At 66.4% G+C, this 18289-nt stretch carries 22 protein-coding genes; 9 read left to right on the top strand and 13 right to left on the bottom strand.

Annotated features, from left to right (window positions below; genetic code table 11):
* Window positions 1–117 precede the first annotated feature (117 nt).
* Together DA1_RS12560 and DA1_RS12555 are read right to left on the bottom strand one after the other, a co-directional pair.
* Window positions 118–807 (bottom strand): SCO family protein, encoded by a 690-nt coding sequence (locus DA1_RS12560; RefSeq protein WP_034390668.1) that lies wholly within the window; start codon window positions 805–807, stop codon window positions 118–120.
* Window positions 794–1567 carry an SURF1 family protein gene (locus DA1_RS12555; protein ID WP_012203609.1) on the bottom strand — a complete coding sequence of 258 codons (774 nt, stop codon included), beginning with the start codon at window positions 1565–1567 and terminating at the stop codon, window positions 794–796. Before DA1_RS12555 ends, DA1_RS12560 begins: the two co-directional genes overlap by 14 nt.
* Before the next feature lie 29 nt (window positions 1568–1596).
* Here DA1_RS12555 and DA1_RS12550 point away from each other — a divergent pair, with 29 nt between their 5' ends.
* Window positions 1597–1839: a twin transmembrane helix small protein gene (locus DA1_RS12550; RefSeq protein WP_034390667.1), complete on the top strand. Its 243-nt coding sequence runs from the start codon at window positions 1597–1599 to the stop codon at window positions 1837–1839.
* 70 nt (window positions 1840–1909) lie between these two features.
* Here DA1_RS12550 and DA1_RS12545 read toward each other — a convergent pair whose 3' ends face one another.
* From DA1_RS12545 to DA1_RS12520, 7 genes are all read right to left on the bottom strand, one after another.
* A complete protein-coding gene (locus DA1_RS12545; protein ID WP_012203607.1) occupies window positions 1910–2791 on the bottom strand; it encodes a cytochrome c oxidase subunit 3 in 882 nt (293 codons plus the stop codon).
* 70 nt (window positions 2792–2861) lie between these two features.
* Window positions 2862–3074, bottom strand: a complete 213-nt coding sequence (locus DA1_RS12540) for a DUF2970 domain-containing protein (RefSeq protein ID WP_013803984.1) — start codon at window positions 3072–3074, stop codon at window positions 2862–2864.
* Window positions 3071–3691 carry a cytochrome c oxidase assembly protein gene (locus tag DA1_RS12535; protein ID WP_080736797.1) on the bottom strand — a complete coding sequence of 207 codons (621 nt, stop codon included), beginning with the start codon at window positions 3689–3691 and terminating at the stop codon, window positions 3071–3073. Before DA1_RS12535 ends, DA1_RS12540 begins: the two co-directional genes overlap by 4 nt.
* Before the next feature lie 24 nt (window positions 3692–3715).
* Window positions 3716–3823 (bottom strand): cytochrome oxidase small assembly protein, encoded by a 108-nt coding sequence (locus tag DA1_RS31175; RefSeq protein WP_012203604.1) that lies wholly within the window; start codon window positions 3821–3823, stop codon window positions 3716–3718.
* Between the two features lie 23 nt (window positions 3824–3846).
* Complete coding sequence (gene ctaD / locus DA1_RS12530; protein ID WP_012203603.1) at window positions 3847–5517, bottom strand: cytochrome c oxidase subunit I; 1671 nt, start codon at window positions 5515–5517, stop codon at window positions 3847–3849.
* A 35-nt stretch (window positions 5518–5552) separates the two neighbouring features.
* On the bottom strand, window positions 5553–6734 hold the full coding sequence (gene coxB, locus DA1_RS12525) for a cytochrome c oxidase subunit II (RefSeq protein ID WP_034390666.1): 1182 nt from the start codon (window positions 6732–6734) through the stop codon (window positions 5553–5555).
* Window positions 6735–7398: 664 nt separating this feature from the next.
* A complete protein-coding gene (locus DA1_RS12520; RefSeq protein ID WP_012203600.1) occupies window positions 7399–8301 on the bottom strand; it encodes a class I SAM-dependent methyltransferase in 903 nt (300 codons plus the stop codon).
* Between the two features lie 89 nt (window positions 8302–8390).
* On the opposite strand from DA1_RS12520, the gene DA1_RS12515 reads away from it, so the two are divergent.
* From DA1_RS12515 to DA1_RS12505, 3 genes are all read left to right on the top strand, one after another.
* Window positions 8391–9125, top strand: a complete 735-nt coding sequence (locus tag DA1_RS12515; protein WP_034390664.1) for a phosphoribosyltransferase family protein — start codon at window positions 8391–8393, stop codon at window positions 9123–9125.
* Between the two features lie 52 nt (window positions 9126–9177).
* Window positions 9178–9675, top strand: coding sequence for a tRNA (uridine(34)/cytosine(34)/5-carboxymethylaminomethyluridine(34)-2'-O)-methyltransferase TrmL (gene trmL, locus DA1_RS12510; RefSeq protein ID WP_034390663.1), 498 nt, complete (start codon window positions 9178–9180; stop codon window positions 9673–9675).
* A gap of 183 nt (window positions 9676–9858) precedes the next feature.
* Window positions 9859–10164: a DUF4148 domain-containing protein gene (locus tag DA1_RS12505; RefSeq protein ID WP_013803990.1), complete on the top strand. Its 306-nt coding sequence runs from the start codon at window positions 9859–9861 to the stop codon at window positions 10162–10164.
* Between the two features lie 154 nt (window positions 10165–10318).
* Here the strand turns inward: DA1_RS12505 and DA1_RS12500 are convergent, their stop codons facing one another.
* Both DA1_RS12500 and DA1_RS12495 read right to left on the bottom strand, forming a co-directional pair.
* Window positions 10319–10783 carry a MaoC family dehydratase gene (locus DA1_RS12500; protein ID WP_034390662.1) on the bottom strand — a complete coding sequence of 155 codons (465 nt, stop codon included), beginning with the start codon at window positions 10781–10783 and terminating at the stop codon, window positions 10319–10321.
* A gap of 76 nt (window positions 10784–10859) precedes the next feature.
* Complete coding sequence (locus DA1_RS12495) at window positions 10860–11489, bottom strand: LysE family transporter (protein ID WP_012203595.1); 630 nt, start codon at window positions 11487–11489, stop codon at window positions 10860–10862.
* 297 nt (window positions 11490–11786) lie between these two features.
* On the opposite strand from DA1_RS12495, the gene kefC reads away from it, so the two are divergent.
* A complete protein-coding gene (gene kefC / locus DA1_RS12490) occupies window positions 11787–13652 on the top strand; it encodes a glutathione-regulated potassium-efflux system protein KefC (RefSeq protein ID WP_034390660.1) in 1866 nt (621 codons plus the stop codon).
* A 10-nt stretch (window positions 13653–13662) separates the two neighbouring features.
* On the opposite strand, the gene DA1_RS12485 is transcribed toward kefC, so the two are convergent.
* Window positions 13663–14553 carry a LysR family transcriptional regulator gene (locus tag DA1_RS12485; RefSeq protein WP_034390658.1) on the bottom strand — a complete coding sequence of 297 codons (891 nt, stop codon included), beginning with the start codon at window positions 14551–14553 and terminating at the stop codon, window positions 13663–13665.
* Between the two features lie 106 nt (window positions 14554–14659).
* Here DA1_RS12485 and DA1_RS12480 point away from each other — a divergent pair, with 106 nt between their 5' ends.
* Window positions 14660–15259 carry a short chain dehydrogenase gene (locus tag DA1_RS12480; protein WP_034390656.1) on the top strand — a complete coding sequence of 200 codons (600 nt, stop codon included), beginning with the start codon at window positions 14660–14662 and terminating at the stop codon, window positions 15257–15259.
* A 77-nt stretch (window positions 15260–15336) separates the two neighbouring features.
* Window positions 15337–15795, top strand: a complete 459-nt coding sequence (locus DA1_RS12475; protein ID WP_012203591.1) for a DUF1841 family protein — start codon at window positions 15337–15339, stop codon at window positions 15793–15795.
* Window positions 15796–15899: 104 nt separating this feature from the next.
* Here the strand turns inward: DA1_RS12475 and DA1_RS12470 are convergent, their stop codons facing one another.
* A complete protein-coding gene (locus DA1_RS12470) occupies window positions 15900–16574 on the bottom strand; it encodes a c-type cytochrome (RefSeq protein ID WP_012203590.1) in 675 nt (224 codons plus the stop codon).
* A gap of 116 nt (window positions 16575–16690) precedes the next feature.
* Between DA1_RS12470 and DA1_RS12465 the strand changes: the two genes are divergently transcribed.
* Window positions 16691–17545, top strand: a complete 855-nt coding sequence (locus tag DA1_RS12465) for an AAA family ATPase (RefSeq protein ID WP_012203589.1) — start codon at window positions 16691–16693, stop codon at window positions 17543–17545.
* Window positions 17546–17556: 11 nt separating this feature from the next.
* The gene (locus DA1_RS12460) at window positions 17557–18267 is read left to right on the top strand and encodes a GNAT family N-acetyltransferase (protein ID WP_034390655.1); all 711 of its coding nucleotides are present in this window, start codon (window positions 17557–17559) and stop codon (window positions 18265–18267) included.
* Window positions 18268–18289 lie beyond the last annotated feature (22 nt).

Raw genomic sequence — 18289 nt, 5'->3', positions numbered from 1 at the left:
GCGTCCGCTGAAGGCGCTTTCGCACAGCCGCAAACCATAACCCATAACCGCAAGACCCCGGCGCTGCGGGGCCTGCCTGCCGGCCTACCAGGGCCTGCCAGGACCTACTGGCCAGCCTTACTCGCCGTCGCCCGGGCGCCCTGCCGTGTCCCAGGAAGCCGATGCACGCAGCAGCCGGTCCAGGTCGCGCTTGGCCTTGCCGGCATCGGCCATGCCAAGGCCCGCGGGCATGCGCATCATCCAGTGGCCCTGCGGGTCCACCACGTACAGGTGGTCCTGCAGCGCATGGCCGGGCGTCGGCTGCAGCCAGCCGCGCAGCACGGCCTCGGGCACGCGCAGCACCGTGGCCTGGGCCAGCGCGGGGCGCAGGTGCGCGGGCACGGGTGCGTCGTCGGAGATGAGCCAGACCCGGTCCAGCCGGTCCTTTTCGCGGCCCAGGGTTTCGCGCAGCTGGCGCTGCAGATAGAGATGGCTCTCGCAGGCGCTGCCGCAGGCACCGCCCGCCACGCTGAGAAGCAGCCACTGGCCCTTGAGCGACTGCAGCGGCAGCGGCGCGCCGTCCAGCGTGGTGGCCGTGGCCGAAGGCAGGGCCGGCTGGGCCGCGATCAGCTCGCCAAAGCTGCGCTGCTGGCCAGGCCGCAGCACGTAGTAGGTGAAATAGGAGGCCACCACGGGCGCGGCGCAGACCGCGAACACGGCCAGCATCTTCCAGCGGCCGCTGCGCGTGCGTTGCGCGCCGGCAAGGGCCGGCTGCAAGGGTGGCAGGCCATGGACAGTCATCTCCAGGGGAGTCTCAGGAGCGGGCATGGCGCGGACGGACAAAGCGTCGGACGATTTGGAACCAGACATACAAAAGCGTGATCAGGGCCGCAAGTCCAAACCATTGGAACGCATAGCCATGGTGTTTCTCGACACCGGCCGTCACAACGGGCCAGTCGCGCCGCAGGCCTTCGCTGGCTTCGCCAGTCTGCAGCAGGCTCCATTCGCGCAGCGGCAGCCCGGAGGCCACGGCCCATTCGGCAATGTCCACATTCTGTCGGATGCGCGACTTTTGCCCATCAGGGTCTGCCCCTGCACGACCGAATTCGTAGAGCCGGGACGGCGCGGCCTCCATGCGCCCCTCAACGGTCACCAGGCCTTCGGGCGTCTGCACCTCGGGCAAGGCCGTGCGGTCCAGGAAGTTGCGCGGCACCCAGCCGCGCTGCACGGCAATCACCACATCCTCATGCGGCGCGGCCAGCCGCAGCGGCGTGAGCACAAAGAAGCCCGGCTGGCCCTGCATCTGGCGGTTGTCCAGGTACAGCGACTGCCCGGCAATCCAGTGGCCCTGCAGTCGCACGGGCCGGTGCAGCCAGGGCGCCGCCTCGGTGTTCAGGGCAGCACCGGGTTGCATGGGCGCCAGCTGCGCGTTGTCCAACGGCGGCAGGCCCTGCTGGCGCTGCACGGCATCGAACAATTGCTGCTTGTAGGCCGCCCGCTGCAGTTGCCAGCGGCCCAGGGACAGTGTGATGGCCACGCCGATCAGCGCGGCCAAGGTGATCAGTACAAACCGCCAGCGGTCTGGCATTCTGGAAACACGCACCGGATAATCCACCCATGAAATTCGTGATCGTTCTCGCCCTGCTGGCCATTGTCGCCAGTCTGGGCAGCGCCTTGTTCTTCATGATGCGCCGCAATCCCGAAGACCAGGAGGGTCCGGGCGACGACAGGCGCCGCAGCCGCGCCATGTTCCGCGCACTGGCGCTGCGCGTGGGCCTGTCCATCGCGCTGTTCCTGTGCGTGCTGCTGGCGGCCAAGCTGGGCTACATCCATCCCACCGGCTGGACCGCCGGGCAATAGACAAGCCCCCTGCCCCCGCAAACAAAAAGAAGCGCCCAGGCGCTTCTTTTTGCATGGGGCGGGCAGGCCCTCACATCCAGTACACGAGGACGTAGAGGAACAGCCAGACCACGTCCACGAAGTGCCAGTACCATGCCGCGCCCTCGAAGCCGAAATGCCGCTCGGACGTGAAGTGCCCCGCATGCAGGCGCATGGTGATGAAGAACAGCATCAGCATGCCCACAAAGACGTGGAAGCCGTGGAATCCCGTGAGAAGGAAGAAGGTCGAGCCGAACACGCCCGAGGACAGCTTGAGGTTCAACTCGGTGTACAGGTGGTAGTACTCGTAGCCCTGCACGCACAGGAAGACGAAGCCCAGGACCACCGTCATCCACATGAAGGCGATGGTGCGGGCGCGGTGGCCGGCCTGCAGCGCATGGTGGGCGATGGTCAGCGTCACGCCCGAGGTCAGCAACAGCGCCGTGTTGATGGTGGGCAGCCAGAACGGGCCCACGGTCTGGAAGGGCTCGACGCTGTTGGCCGGCGAGGCCGTGGCGCCCGCTGCCATGCTGGGCCAGACGGCTTTGAAGTCGGGCCACAGCAAGGCGTTGTCCAGGCTGCCCAGCGCGGGCACCGAATGCGAGCGCGCCCACCACAGGGCGGTGAAGAAGGCGCCGAAGAACATCACCTCGGAGAAGATGAACCAGCTCATGCTCCAGCGGAAGGACAGGTCGATCTTGCGCCCGTACTTGCCCGACTCGCTTTCATGCGCGGCTTCCCGGAACCAGAAAAAGAGCACGGCCAGCCACCAGACCAGGCCAAGGCCCAGGCTGTACATGCCCCATTCATGCCCATTGATCCAGTTGCCCGCGCCCAGGATCACGAAGAACAGCCCCGCCGCCGCCATGACGGGGTGGCTGGACTCGGCCGGCACGTAGTAGTAAGGCGTTTTGCCGTGGGTGGTTGCACTCATTGCTCAGCTCCTGAAATTCTTGGTTCTCGGTTTCCCGTCTATCACTCTCTGTCCCCGATGGCCGCGCCGCTCAGACCACGAGCTTGACCAGCGCGATCAATCCCAGCACCAGCACGAAGATGGCCGCCAGCCCCACTGCAATCACATGCAGCGGCGTGATGCGCTCCCCGTCCTGCTGGTACTCGCTTCCCCTGCGCACGCCGAAGAGCGACCAGGCCACGGCGCGCACCGTGCGCCACACGCTGGGCGGGCGGCGCGGCTCCCGTGGCTGCGGCGCATTCATGAGGCGGGCTCCTGCTTCGGCCCTGCCGCCACCGGCGCCCCGCCCGTGGGTGCGGCCGGCGTCCTGCCGCCCACCTCGAAGAAGGTATAGGACAGCGTGATCGTGGTCACATCCTTGGAGATGCGCGGATCGATCACGAAGGCCACCGGCCACTCGCGCTTTTCCCCTGGCTCCAGCGTGTACTGCGAAAAGCAAAAGCACTCCAGCTTGTTGAAATGCGCGGCCGCCTGGCGTGGCGCATAGCTCGGTATCGCCTGGGCCGCCATGCGGCGGTCCTGCACATTCTGGAATTCGTACATGACCGTGGCCAGCTCGCCCGGATGGACCTGGATGGAGCGCTGCGCCGGCTTGAAGTCCCAGGGCCCGCGCGCATTGGCGTCGAACTCCACGGTGATGGTGCGGCTCTTGTCCACCTGCGAGTTGGCGGGCAGCTTCACATCGCGCCCGGCCGTGCCGTTGCCCGGCACCTGGCGCTCGGACAACGACAGGATGTTGATGCCCGTGAGCTCGCAGATGTGCTTGTAGATGGGAATCAGCACGTAGCCGAAGGCAAACATGCCCAGCGCCACCACGGCCAGCTTGCCCACCATCTTCGCGTTTTCACTGCGCACGCTCACGGACGTCCCTCCTGTTGCCTGCCCTCAATGGAGCACGGTGATCTTGATCACGAAGCCGGCCAGAAAGACCAGCGCCACCGATACCAGGATCAGCGCCAGCCGCAGGTTGGCTTTTCGTTGCTGTGCGTCCATGTGCATCTCCCTTGGGGCTTGCATCAACCGATGATGCGGGTGGCGGTGGCATCGAGCTTGGGCGGCGTCTCGAAGGTATGGAACGGCGCCGGCGAAGGCACTTCCCACTCCAGGCCCTCGGCGGCCTCCCAGGGCTTTTGCGGCGCCTTCTCGCCCTTGCCGCGCATGGCGGGCACGACGACGAAGAGGAAGAAATACACCTGCATCAGGCCAAAGCCCAGCGCGCCCAGCGAGGCCACCATGTTGAAGTCGGCGAACTGCATGGGGTAGTCGGCATAGCGGCGCGGCATGCCGGCCAGGCCCAGGAAGTGCATGGGGAAGAAGGTGACGTTGAAGAAGATCAGCGAGCCCCAGAAGTGGATCTGGCCGCGCGTCTCCGAATACATCACGCCGGTCCACTTGGGGGCCCAGTAGTAGTAGGCCGCGAACATGGAGAACAGCGATCCGGCCACCAGCACGTAGTGAAAGTGGGCCACCACGTAGTAGGTGTCCTGCAGCTGGATGTCGATGGGCGCCATCGACAGGATCAGGCCCGTGAAGCCGCCCATGGTGAACACGAAGATGAAGCCCACCGAGAACAGCATGGGCGTCTCGAAGGTCATGGAGCCGCGCCACATGGTGGCCACCCAGTTGAAGATCTTCACGGCCGTGGGCACCGAGATCAGCATGGTGGCGTACATGAAGAACAGCTGGCCCGTGACGGGCATGCCGGTCGTGAACATGTGGTGCGCCCACACGATGAAGGACAGGATGGCGATGGACGAGGTCGCATACACCATGGAGGCATAGCCGAACAGCTTCTTGCGGCTGAAGGCCGGCACGATCTGGCTGATGATGCCGAAGGCCGGCAAGATCATGATGTAGACCTCGGGGTGGCCGAAGAACCAGAAGATGTGCTGGTACATCACCGGGTCGCCGCCGCCTGCGGGGTTGAAGAAGCTGGTGCCGAAATGGCGGTCCGTCAGCGTCATGGTGATGGCGCCGGCCAGCACGGGCATGACGGCGATCAGCAGGTAGGCCGTGATCAGCCAGGTCCAGGCGAACATGGGCATCTTCATCAGCGTCATGCCGGGCGCGCGCATGTTGAGCACGGTGACGATGATGTTGATGGCGCCCATGATGGAGCTGGCGCCCATGATGTGCATGGCCAGGATGGAGGTGTCCATGGACGGGCCCATCTGCAGCGTCAGCGGCGCATACAGCGTCCAGCCTGCGGCGGGGGCACCACCGGGCATGAAGAACGAGCCCACCAGCATCAGGCCGGCCGGGATCAGCAGCCAGAAGCTGAAGTTGTTCATGCGCGCGAAGGCCATGTCGGAGGCGCCGATCTGCAGCGGCAGCATCCAGTTCGCAAAGCCCACGAAGGCCGGCATGATGGCGCCGAACACCATGATCAGGCCGTGCATGGTGGTCAGCTGGTTGAACAGCTCGGGGTTGACGATCTGCAGCCCGGGCTGGAACAGCTCGGCGCGGATCAGCAGCGCCAGCACCCCGCCCACCATCAGCATGGTGAACGAGAACAGCAGGTACAGCGTGCCGATGTCCTTGTGGTTGGTGGCGAACATCCAGCGCCGCCAGCCCGTGGGCGTGGCGTGGTGGTGATGGTCGTCATGCCCGTGTCCATGCTCGTGCTCATGCGCATGTTCGTGGCCCTCGCCCGCAGGGCTGTGGATGGGGGGAAGTACGGCGCTCATGCTGTTATCTCCAATCGCTCATCTGTCTTGCGGGCTCACTGGCCGGGGAACTTGCCGGTGCGGGCGGCCACGAACTCGGCCGGCTGCACCAGCTGGCCGGTCTTGTTGGACCAGTGGTTCTTGGCAAAGGTGACCACGGCGGCCAGCTCGGTATCGCTCAGCTGCTTCCAGGCGGGCATGGCGCCGTTGGCACGGCCTTCCAGCACCACATGCATCATCTCGGCCGTGGGACCCAGGACCACGGGGCTGCCGTCCAGCGCCTTGATGGGACCGGCGCCCTTGCCGTTGGCCTGGTGGCAGGCCGCGCAGTTGGCCGCATAGACCTTCTCGCCGCGAGCGATCAGGTCTTGCAGGGACCAGACCTTGCTGGGATCGTCCTTCTTGGCGGCGGCGATCTTCTTTTGCTCGTCCACCCAGGCCTTGTAGCCGTCGCTCGACAGCACCTTCACGTGGATGGGCATGTAGGCATGCTCCTTGCCGCACAGCTCGGCACACTGGCCGTAGTAGTCGCCGGTCTTTTCTGCACGGAACCAGGTGTCGCGCACAAAGCCCGGGATCGCATCCTGCTTGATGCCGAAGGACGGCACCATGAAGGAGTGGATCACGTCATTGGCCGTGGTGATGATGCGCACCTTGCGGTCCACGGGCACGACCAGCGGGTTGTCCACCTTGAGCAGGTAGTCGTTGGGTGCCTTGGAGACATCGCCGCTGTCGGACAGCGCGCGGTGGCTGCTGTCCAGCGTGGAGATGAAGCTCAGGCCCTCGCCTTCGCCGTTGATGTAGTCGTAGCCCCATTTCCACTGGTAGCCCGTGGCCTTGATGGTGACATCGGCGTTGGTGGTGTCCTTCTGCGCCACCAGCACCTTGGTGGCCGGTAGCGCCATGAGCACGACGATGATGAAGGGCACGATGGTCCAGACCACCTCGACCGTGGCCGATTCGTGGAAGTTCGCCGCCTTGGCGCCGCGCGATTTGCGGTGCTTCCAGATCGAATAGAACATCACGGCGAACACGCCGATGAAGATCACCGTGCAGATGATCAGCATCATCCAGTGCAGGTAATGCTGCTCATGCGCGATGCGCGTGACCGCCGGATGAAGGTTGAGCTGATTGACGGCCGGGCCGCCTGGCAGATCTGTCGTCGCATGCGCAAGGGAGCCTCCCCCTGCCACACTCATCAAGCCCCAGAGAACCAGCTTGGTGGAAATGCTTTTCATAGTTTTCACTTACATCTAAGCCTCGGGTTATCCACTCGCTCCGCTGCGCCGGCGTGGGGGCCGCGCAGCCAGACCGTTCAACGCCTGCCCAAAGGGCAACTCCCGGCCTCAACTGTCCGAGCATGCATGAAAGCGCCGCAGATGTGCCTGCGCGCAATCACCAATAGCGTGCCAGCCGGCATCAACGGCAGCTCGGACGTGGGACCAGGATTCGGGCGTACAGCCATCCCCGCCTGCGCCTGCAGGCGCATGAATTCGGAGGACAGCAGCAAGGTGGACGGAAGAATGCGCGCACGCCGGCCATTCAGGGCATGTGTGCCATGGGGGCCGGGAGCGGATTGGAAAAGGGGGCGCATGCGGCCCGGCATGCGGCACAGAAGAGGGGACAGCAGGGACAGAAAGACCAGTGCCCGCTCCCAGAGGAACAGGCACTGCTGCAGCCGGTGATGATCAAACTCGTGGGCGGGCCGCTCCTGGATGGGTCGGCCCGTTCTCGTTCCCGTGGCAAAACGAAACACCAAATCGTCTCCCCTTTCGGCCTGCGGACCGCTGGTCTTTTCCCGGCCCGGGAAAGCGAGCCCAGGGAAAAGCTGTTGTCTCTGTCAGCTCGGGAAAAGTGTAGACGTTTTTGTTTTCGATCAATGACCGGAAAGCGACATTGGGGCTATCGCAAACCCGTGTTGCGCGGCTGGCGCAGCATGCTGCGCATGTCCTCCAGCGATACGGCGCTGCTGGACTCCAGGCGCACGCGCGGCTGCGGCTTGTAGGCGTGGCCGTAGACGATCTCGAAGGTCAGCGCCAGCTGCCCGTCGGGGCCGGCCAGGCGCTCGCGCAGGGCATCGTGCAGGCGCTGCTGCCAGCGGCGGCCGCGCAGGGCGGCAAAGCGCTGCGGATGGAAGTTGCGGCCCAGCTCGCGCAGCTCCTGCAGCAGCCGCTCGGGCGTGGCAAAGGTCAGCGTGATGTGCTCCATGTCCATCACCGGCTCGCTGAAGCCTGCGTGCACCAGCATGTCGCCCCAGTCATGCATGTCGGTGAAGGCCTGGCCGGCGGGCGGCCAGCCGAGCTGGGCGTAGATGGCGTGCAGCTCGCGCAGCGTATCGGGCCCCAGGCAGGAGAACATCACATAGCCGTCCACGGACAGCGCCTGGTGCCAGCGCGTGATCAGCGCCTGCGGGTCGGCCTGCTGGTGCAGGGCCATGTTGGCCCACAGCATGTCCACGCCGGCAGGTTCGGGCTCGCCGAAGCGCGTGGCGCCCCCGGTCCAGCGCGCGGGCTGCCACCAGCGCGCGCCCAGCTGCTCGCGGGCGGCGGCCTCATGCAGCGGCGAGGCTTCATAGACCAGGCATTCGGACTGCGCATAGCGCTGGCGCAGCAGCGCATGGGCCTGCAGGCCGCCGCGCACGGGCTGCCAGTGGCACCAGCGCTGGGGCGGCTTGACGATCCAGTCCAGCCGCTCCTGCATGCGGCGCGCCACCTCCTCATGCAGCCACGGCGAGGCCGCAGGCGCGGCCTGCTGCCAGCGCAATGCGGCGGCCGGATCGATGGTGGGGGGCAATTCGTGGGACATGGCTGGGCGGGGAATCCGGGCTCCTCGAAAGACAGGCGCCCGGCCCCGGAGCAAAGGGGTGGCGGACGCGGCGCGAGTATATTGACTCCATGCCCAACCTGCCTGCGTCATGGCTTTCGCACTGGCATGCCGGCCTGCCCAGCCAGTGCGCCGTCTGCCGCCGCTGGCCGGCGCAGCGCCTGTGCCAGGACTGCCGCTTGCGCTGGGTCAGGCCGCTGGCGCGCTGCGGGCTTTGTGCCATGCCGCTGCCAGCGGGGCACGGCGCCAGCGGCGGCCAGCAGGTCTGCGGCGCCTGCCTGGTCAAGCCCCCGCCACTGACGCACTGCCTTGCCGCGCTGGACTACGCCTATCCCTGGCACACGGTGATCGGCGACTTCAAATTCCGGGGAGACACCGGCCTGGCACGCAGCCTGGCCGCCCTGCTGCTGGAGCAGCACGGGGCGCGCGAGCAACTGGAGCAATGCGATCTGCTGCTGCCCATGCCCCTGTCTGCCCAGCGCCTGCGCGAACGCGGCTTTCACCAGGCCCTGGTGCTGGCCCGTGCGCTGTCCGGCCCATCCACCCGCGGCAAGCTGCGGCACCAGGCCGTGCAGCGCGCCCACACGGCACAGGCCCAGCATGACCTGCCGCGCGCCCTGCGCCTGCGCCAGCTGCGCGGGGTCTTCGCGGTGCCGCCGGCGCAACTGCCCCATGTGCGCGGCCGCAAGATCCTGCTGATCGACGATGTAATGACCACGGGCGCCAGCCTGCATGCGCTGGCCACCTGCCTGCGGCGTGCAGGCGCGGCCGAGGTCAGCGCCCTGGTGCTGGCGCGCACGCCCTGATCGTGGGGATTCGGGGCCCGGGGGCATAGGCCGCCGCGAGACAATACGGGCCATGTTCCATATCGTTCTCGTCGCGCCGGAGATCCCGCCCAATACCGGCAATGTGATCCGTCTGGCCGCCAACACCGGCTGCAGCCTGCACCTGATCGAGCCGCTGGGCTTTTCCATGGAAGACCGCCTGATGCGCCGCGCCGGCCTCGACTACCACGAGTACGCGCCCGTGCGCCGCCATGCCGACTGGCAGGCCTTCCTGCAGGACTGCCAGCCGGACCGCCAGCGCATGTTCGCCATGACCACGCACAGCAGCAGTCCCGCCCACGCCATCGGTTTCCAGCCTGGCGACTGGCTGGTGTTCGGCTCCGAAAGCAAGGGCCTGCCCGCCGAGGTGCGCGAGCAGTTCCCGCCGCAGCAGCGCCTGCGCCTGCCCATGCTGCCGCAGCAGCGCAGCCTGAACCTGTCCAATGCCGTGGCCGTGACCGTGTTCGAAGCCTGGCGCCAGCAGCAATTCATGGGCGCTGCCCTGGCCGAGGGAGCAGCCGGCGCGGCCTGAGCGATCGGCCGGACCGGGCGAAAAGTTCCCGGCCGATTGTTTCAACAGCTGAAAAAGCGCATTGCCAATCCAAGGGTTTTTCCCGATTCCAAGCCGTCCTACATTTGAGTCATGGGCTCTACGTTACCAAGCGATTTCCGCAAAGAACGCCCTGTCCCAGAAACAAAACAAAGGACTTGAATCATGAAGAACACCCGCCGTTTTGCCGTCCTGGCCGCCCTCTCCATCTCCGCCATCGCCGCCCAGGCTGCCGGCTTCGACTACGCCGACAACAGCAGCTACCCGCCCGAAGTGAAGACCCAGAGCACGCTGACACGTGCCCAGGTCATGGCCGACCTCAAGGCCGCCCAGGCCAATGGCACCATGCCCTCCGTCGCCGAAGGCTACCTGCCCATCCAGAACACTGCCACCGCCACCGTGAGCCGCGATGAAGTGCGCCGCGAAGCCGCCGCAGCCGAGCGTTCGGGCCAGCTGAACTTCGGCGCCTGAGCCTCAGCCCCCCGCAACCGCTGCCACCACGCAGCCAGCCCGCAGGTGCCCCCTGCGGGCTTTTTTCATCGCCGGGCCGCCCCAAGATGAAAAGCGCCCCCTTGGGGGGCAGCGGACCTTGCGTAGCAAGGGTAGCGTGGGGGTCAGTTTTGATTCAGGCCTTGGCGCCGTAGTTGCGGGCCACGGACTCGGCCACGCAGGCGGGCTTGTCGGCGCCTTCGCGCTCCACGGTCACCAGCCAGGTCATCTGCAGGCCACCGGGCTCGATGGGCTCGGCGGCCTGCAGCGTCAGGCGCGCACGCAGGCGGCTGCCCACGGGCACGGGAGAGGTGAAGCGCACGCGGTTGAGGCCGTAGTTCACGCCCATTTGCGCGCCTTCGATGTGAAAGCAGTTCTGGAAAAACTGGGGGATCAGCGACAGCGTCAGAAAGCCGTGCGCAATCGGCGCGCCGAAGGGGCCCTTGGACGCGCGCTCGGGGTCCACATGGATCCATTGCTGGTCGCCCGTGGCATCGGCGAACAGCTGCACCTGCTGCTGGGTGATGGTGATCCAGTCGCTGACGGCGACTTCCTGCCCCACGCAGGCACGCACTTCGGAATAGGAATGGAAGGTTTTCATGCCCCAAATGGTAGGGGCCGGTGCCGCGCGCTCCATGTCGGGCGCGCGACAGGCTAGGGTTAGCCCAGGGAGGGGCTCAGCGCGAGGCGCGCTGCACGAAGAACAGCCCCGTGCCCACGGCCATCAGCAGCGCGCCGAAGACCCGGTTCTGGCTGCGCACCGCACGCGCGCTGCGCATGAAGCCGCGCAGCGCGCTGGCGCTGGCCGCATAGCCGTGCATGACCATGGTGTCCACGGCCAGCATGGTGGCGGCCAGGATCAGCAACTGCAGCCACAGCGGGCGGCTGGTGGTCATGAACTGGGGCAGCACGGCCACCATGAAGATGATGCCCTTGGGATTGGTGGCATTGGTCAGGAAGCCCGTGAGCACGCGGCGGCGCACGCTGAGCTCGGGCATGGATTCCTGCGTGGCCAGGGGCGCGGCACCCGAGCGCCATTGGCTGATGCCCAGGTAGATCAGATAGCAGGCGCCGACGATCTTCACGGCGTTGAATGCCCATTCGGAGGCCAGCAGCAGCGAGCCCACGCCCGCACCGGCGATCAGCAAGATGGTCAGCAGCCCCAGCTGCAGCCCGAAGATGGTGGCGCTGCTCTTGCGCACGCCATACGACAGGCCATGACTCATGGACAGCACGGCGCCCGAGCCCGGGGAGACCGCAATGATCCAGCAGGCCACAAAGTAAGCGATCCAAGTGTGCCAATCCATGCCAAACACCTTAAAAATACGGAGCAGGCCGGCATCTTAAAACTGTGCAGACGATGTGGCGCACTGCCGCAGCAAAGCCGGATGGGGCGATGAAGCATTCGGTGGCATTTTTCATCGCCGGGCCGCCCCAAGATGAAAACGGCCCCCTCGGGGGGCGCCCGGCCAGGGGCAGCGGACCTTGCGCAGCAAGGGGAGCGTGGGGGGCATTTTTAACCCTGTCAGAAAGCTGACCCAGCTGTGAGAGTGACACAATCAATCACCCCAGGGTAAACACCAAATCCAAGATCCCAAGCTCCCATGGAACACAGCGCCCCCATCTGGCTGACCTACGGCTTTCTCTATCTCACCGCCGCCGTGCTGGCCGTGCCCATTGCGCGTGCCCTGGGCCTGGGCGCCATCATTGGCTACCTGGGTGCCGGCATTGCCATGGGCCCCTGGGGACTGTCGCTTGTCAGCAATGTGGATGACATTCTTCATTTCGCCGAGTTCGGCGTGGTGCTGATGCTCTTCGTGATCGGGCTGGAGCTGCAGCCCAGCCGCCTGTGGGAGCTGCGCCGGCCCATCCTGGGATGGGGGCTGGCGCAGATGCTGGCCTGCACGGGCGTGCTGTTCCTGGCGGCCTGGGCCTTCGGCTTTTCCTGGCGCGTGAGCCTGATCGCGGGCATGGGCCTGGCCCTGTCGTCCACGGCCATCTGCCTGCAGGTCATGGCCGAGCGCAACCTCATGCGCACGCCCAGCGGCCAGGCCAGCTTCTCCATCCTGCTGTTCCAGGACGTGGCCGCCATTCCCATCCTGGCGCTGATCCCCATCCTGGGCGCGGTCAAGGCTGCCAATGCCACGCACACCGACAGCCACCTGTGGCTGCAGGTGCTCAAGACCGTAGGCACCATCGCCGCCGTGGTGGTGGGCGGCCGCCTGCTGCTGCGCCCCCTGCTGCGCTGGATAGCGCGCAGCCGCACGCCCGAGATCTTCACGGCCACCTCGCTGCTGCTGGTGGTGGGCATTGCCATGCTGATGGTGCAGGTGGGCCTGTCCATGGCGCTGGGAGCCTTCCTGGCCGGCGTGCTGCTGGCCGACAGCGAGTACCGCAGCGAGCTGGAGACCAACATCGAGCCCTTCAAGGGCCTGCTGCTGGGCCTGTTCTTCATGGCCGTGGGCATGAGCATCGACTTCGGCGTGCTGCTGCGCGCGCCCTGGGCCATGGCGGCCATGGTGCTGGGCTTTCTGGCGCTCAAGGGCGCCGTGCTCTACACCCTGGCCCGCGTGCTGAAGCTGCCCTGGCGCGAGCGCCCGGTGTTCACCCTGCTGCTGGCCCAGGGCGGGGAGTTCGCCTTCGTGGTGTTCCAGACGGCGGCGCAGTACAAGGTGTTCCACCACAGCATCTCGTCCATGCTGGTGGCCGCCGTGGCCCTGTCCATGCTGATCGGCCCGCTGGTGCTGGTGCTGATGGACAAGCTGCTGCTCAAGCGCTTTGCCGACATGAAGGATTGCCAGGTCGACGGCGCGGGCCAGACTGCCAGGCCCCATGAAATATCGGAGCCGCAGGACGCGCAAATCATCATTGCGGGCTTTGGCCGCTACGGCCAGATCGTGGCACGCGTGCTGCTGACCCAGGGCGTGCCGGCCACCATCCTCGACCACAGCGTGGAGATGCTGGAAGTGGCCCACACCTTCGGCTACCGCGTGTTCTTCGGCGATGCCACGCGCATGGACCTGCTGCGCATTGCCGGCGCGGACAAGGCGCGGGTGCTGGTCATCGCGGTGGACTCTTCCGAGCAATCGCTGAAGATCGCCGCCCGCGTTCGCAAGCGCTTTCCGCATCTGGAGATCGTGGCCCGCGCGCGCGATATGGCCCACTGGTACCAGTTGCGCGACCTGGGCGTGCACCATGTCGAGCGGGAAGTCTTCGAGTCCAGCCTGGTCTCGGCGCGCACCGTGCTGGAACTCGCAGGCCACAGCCCTGCCGAGGCCCAGCGCACCACCACGCGCTTTCGGGAGCACAACCTGGAGCTGATCGAGCGCATGTACCCCCACCACAAGGACCAGGCCCAGCTCATTGCCGTGGCCAAACAGGGCCGCCAGCAACTGGTCGAGCAGATGGCCAAGGAACGGCAGGAGGCCCAGGCGCAGCAGGAGAAGGACCAGGCGCCGCCCGGCCCCTGAAAACCGGGCCTCAGGCCGCGCCCAGCGTCCGCACCATGTGGTCCACGAACTGCGCCAGCTTGGGCAGCTGGCGGCGGTCCGGCAGATAGACCAGGTGCACCGGTCGCGGCAGTGGCACGCAGTCCTGCAGCACGGGCACCAGCCGGCCCGCGGCCAAGTCGGCGGCCAGCAGCACCTCAGGCTGCAGGATCAGGCCCAGGCCGCGCAGCGCCGCATGGCGCAGCCCGTCGCCGCTGTTGCAGCGCAGGCGGGCGTCTTCGGGCCACTGCACCGAACCCGAGCCGTCGCCGCGCAGAATCCATTCCGATCGGCGCTGCCAGACCGCGTAGCTCAGGCAGTCATGGCGCGCCAGATCGTCCACGCCACGCGGATGCCCGCGCCGCCGCAGGTACGAGGGCGCCGCCGCAATCACCATGCGATAGGGCTGCAGCGGCCGCGCCACCAGGCCTTCGCCGCCCACGGGGCCGATGCGCACGGCCACGTCGATGTTCTCGCCCACCAGGTCGGCCATGCTGTCGCTCAGTTGCAGGTCCACGCGCACCAGCGGATTGGCCAGCTGGTAGTCGGCCACCAGCGGCGCGATCACATGGTTGCCCAGCGTGGTCGGCGCGCTGATGCGCAACAGGCCCTGGGGTGCGCTGCGGCTGCGCTCCACGGCAGACTCGGCCCAGCGCAACTGCTCGAAGACCTGGCGGCTGTCCTCGTAGAAGCTGCGGCCCACCTCGGTCAGGCTGTGGCGCCGCGTGGTGCGCTGCAGCAGGCGTGCGCCCAGGTGGGCTTCCAGTTGCTGCACATGCTTGCCCACCATCACGGCCGAGATGTCCAGGCGCCGCGCGGCCTGGGCAAAGCTGCCGTCCTCGACCACGGCCATGAAGACCTCCATATTGCGCAGCTTGTCCATGGATTGCTAACCAATGCTTAGTAGTACAAAAAGACTTCGCTACTTTATGGCATAGGCAATTTGCAAAACACTGGAGGCCTGTTCACTCCTTCCGAAAGAAAACCGCATGAAGATCCTGCTCATCGGTGCCACCGGCACCATTGGCCGCGCTGTCCACGCCTTGCTGGCCCCGCGCCATGACATCGTCACCGTGGGCCGCAACAGCGGCGACCTGCGCGCCGACTTCACGCAGCCCGAGACGCTGCAGAAAATGTTCGAAGCCGCCGGCCAGGTGGACGCCATCGTCAGCACGGCCGGCAAGCTGCATTTCGGCCCGCTGTCCGAGATGACGGCCGAGCAGTTCAACTCCGGCCTGCAGGACAAGCTGCTGGGCCAGGTGCGGCTAGCCCTGCTGGGCCAGCGCTGGCTGCGCGACGGCGGCTCCATCACGCTGACCAGCGGCGTCGCCGCCACCGAGCCCATCCGCCACGGCGCCAATGCATCGACGGTGAATGCCGCCCTCCACGGCTTCGTCACCGGCGCTGCGGTCGAACTGCAGCGCGGCCTGCGAATCAATGCCGTGAGCCCCACCCTGCTGACCGAATCGGCCCAGGCCTATGGATCTGTTTTCCCCGGCTTCGAGACCGTGCCCGCCGCCCGCGTGGCCCTGGCCTACCAGCGCAGCGTGGAAGGCGCCCAGACCGGCAGGGTCTTCGAGGTGCTCTGACCTCTTCTTGCGGCGGGCTCTCGGCAAAGTCCTTGCGTGCCCGCCCAAAAGGGCTGCGTGCTACGCTGCGCGCCACCATGTTCAACCCCACCCAAGCCGATGTGCGGCGCTTTTTCTGCGGCGTGCGCACCAAGATGCTGAACGGCGCGCCGATGGAGGCCATAGAGACGCTGGCCAGCCTCTGGATTGCCGAGCATCCCGAGTATTTCGATGACCTCGCCGACGTGGACGCCGCCCTGCTGCGCGACTACGACGCCACGCCCGGCGTGACCAATCCTTTCCTGCACCTGTCCATGCACCTGTCCATCAGCGAGCAGTGCAGCATCGACCAGCCGCGCGGCATACGCCAGGCCGTGGAGCTGCTCAGCCGCCGCCTGGACTCGCTGCACGACGCCCACCACGCCACCATGGAATGCCTGGGGCAGATGCTCTGGGAAAGCCAGCGCTCGGGCCGCCCCCCGGATGGAGAGGCCTACATTGCCGCCGTGCAGCGCCGCGCCACCAGCGACGGCGCCAAGGCCACGGGCGGCGCATAGTTCCGGCCGTTCAGCGCCTCAAGACAAAGCCCGAAACAAAGCTCGAAACAAAGCCCGAAAAAAGCCCGCAATTGCGGGCTTTTGCTTTGGAGGAAAGGCGCGACCTACTGCGATTTCTGGCCGAGGCGGAAATGGGGCTGGGGCAGGGTCTGCAGCTCGCCATCGAGGCTGCCGATGTAGTTGGCCAGCGCCTTGAGTTCGCTGTTGGTGAACTGCTTGGCAATGCCGGCCATCACGCCGTTGCTGCGGCCGATGTGGGGGTTGCCTTCGGTCTTGTAGGACTTGAGGGCAGAGTACAGATAGTCCGCATACTGGCCCGCCACCTTCGGGTAGCTGGGGTCGATGGGCTTGGAAAAACCCTGGCCGTGGCAGGAGACGCAGGCCCCTTTTTGCAGCAGCGCGGCAACCTGGGTGCTGGGCTCGCGGACCTTGGCGTCGGCGGCCTTGGCCACGCCATGCTCGGCGTAGTAGGCGGCCACGTCGGCCATGTCCTGCTCGGTCAGCGGATCGGCGATGCCGCGCATGGTGGGGTGCTTGCGCTCGCCCTTCTGGTAGGCCTGCAGCGCGGCCACGATGTAGGGTGCGCCCTGTCCTGAAATCTTGGGGACCTTGTACACCTCGGGGAAGCTGGCCTGGTAGCCCTGGATGCCATGGCAGCCAATGCACATGGCGATCTTCCCCTCCCCTGCCTTTGCGTCACCTTTGCTTTGCTGGGCCTGTGCCACAGGGGTCACAGATGCGACAGTCAGCGCCAATACCGTGGTCAAAGTTTTTATCATTTTGCGCGCACAATCCTTCAAGAGTTCTGACGGATGCCTACTGCTGAGCGGGTAGCGCGAACGATTATGGCAGTCACCGTCAAGCGTCCCCATCAATACTTACGCTGATACCGCCCATGAAATTTCAAGGTTCCGAGAACTACGTCGCCACCCAGGATTTGATGCTCGCGGTGAATGCCGCAGCCACCTTGCAGCGCCCGCTGCTGGTCAAGGGAGAGCCCGGCACGGGCAAGACCATGCTGGCCGAGGAAGTGGCCGCAGCGCTGGACATGCCGCTGCTGCAGTGGCACATCAAGTCCACCACCAAGGCCCAGCAGGGGCTGTACGAATACGACGCCGTCAGCCGCCTGCGCGACTCGCAGCTGTCCGACATCGACGGCGGCGAGCGCGTCAAGGACATCCACAACTACATCATCAAAGGCGTGCTGTGGCAGGCCTTCACGGCAGACCGGCCCGTGGCCCTACTGATCGACGAGATCGACAAGGCCGACATTGAATTCCCGAACGATCTGCTGCGCGAGATCGACCGCATGGAGTTCTACTGCTACGAGACGCGCGAGATGATCCGCGCCAAGCACCGGCCGCTGGTGTTCATCACCTCCAACAACGAAAAGGAGCTGCCCGACGCCTTCCTGCGCCGCTGCTTCTTCCACTACATCAAGTTCCCCGACGCCGACACCATGCGCCAGATCGTGGCCGTGCACTTCCCCAAGCTGCAGGGCGAGCTGCTGACCGCCGCGATGAAGGTGTTCTACGACGTGCGCAACCTGCCCGGCCTCAAGAAGAAGCCCTCCACCAGCGAGCTGATCGACTGGCTCAAGCTGCTGGTGGCCGAGGACATTCCCGTGGAGTCTCTGCAGACCGCCGAGGGCAAGGTCGCCGTGCCGCCGCTGGTGGGCGCCCTGCTCAAGAACGAGCAGGATGTGAGCCTGTTCGAGAAGCTGGTCTTCATGAACCAGCGCAACCGCTGAGGCCTGCGCCCATGCCCCATCCCGAACACACCAACGACACGGGCGTGCCGGCCCTCACCGGCCAGGTGACGACCATTCCCGTGGCCGGCGCGGTGGCGCACCAGGGCTTTGTGCGACCCGTGGTCATGCGCTTCAACGGCGTGCGGCTGGAGCCCCTGGCCCTCGCCCATGAAGCCGGGCTGCGCGAGGCCGTGCAGGACGGCCAGCTGTGGCGCATCCGCGTGACGTCCGCGCCGGAGCCCGGTGATGTGCGTGCCTATATCGAAGCCGCGCTGGAGCAGCGCAGCCAGGGCAAGCGCTTCGCCTTTGCCGTGCTGGACGACGACAGCGGCAAGGTGCTGGGCACCAGCAGCTACCACGACATCCTGCCCGAGGTGCGCCGCGTGGAGATCGGCTACACCTGGTACGCGCGCAGCGTGCAGCGCACCCATGTCAACACCTCGGCCAAGCTCATGCTCATGGGCCATGCGTTCGACACGCTGTCCTGCCATGTGGTGGGCTGGCGCACGGACTGCTTCAACTTCGCCAGCCAGCGCGCCATCGAGCGCCTGGGCGCCAGGAAGGACGGCGTGATCCGCGGCCACGCGCTGCGCCGCGACGGCACCATCCGCGACACCGTGATGTACAGCCTGCGCAGCGGCGAATGGCCCGAGTCGCGCGCCCAGCTGCTGGACCAGTTGCAGCGCCATTCGGACGGCAGCACCGCCGTGGCGCGCACATGAGGGCGCGTACGCCGGGCCTTCG

This window comes from Delftia acidovorans NBRC 14950, assembly GCF_001598795.1.
GTDB lineage: Bacteria > Pseudomonadota > Gammaproteobacteria > Burkholderiales > Burkholderiaceae_C > Comamonas > Comamonas acidovorans.
Note: the sequence above shows the minus strand (reverse complement) of the source record. Positions and strands in the feature narration are given on the sequence as shown.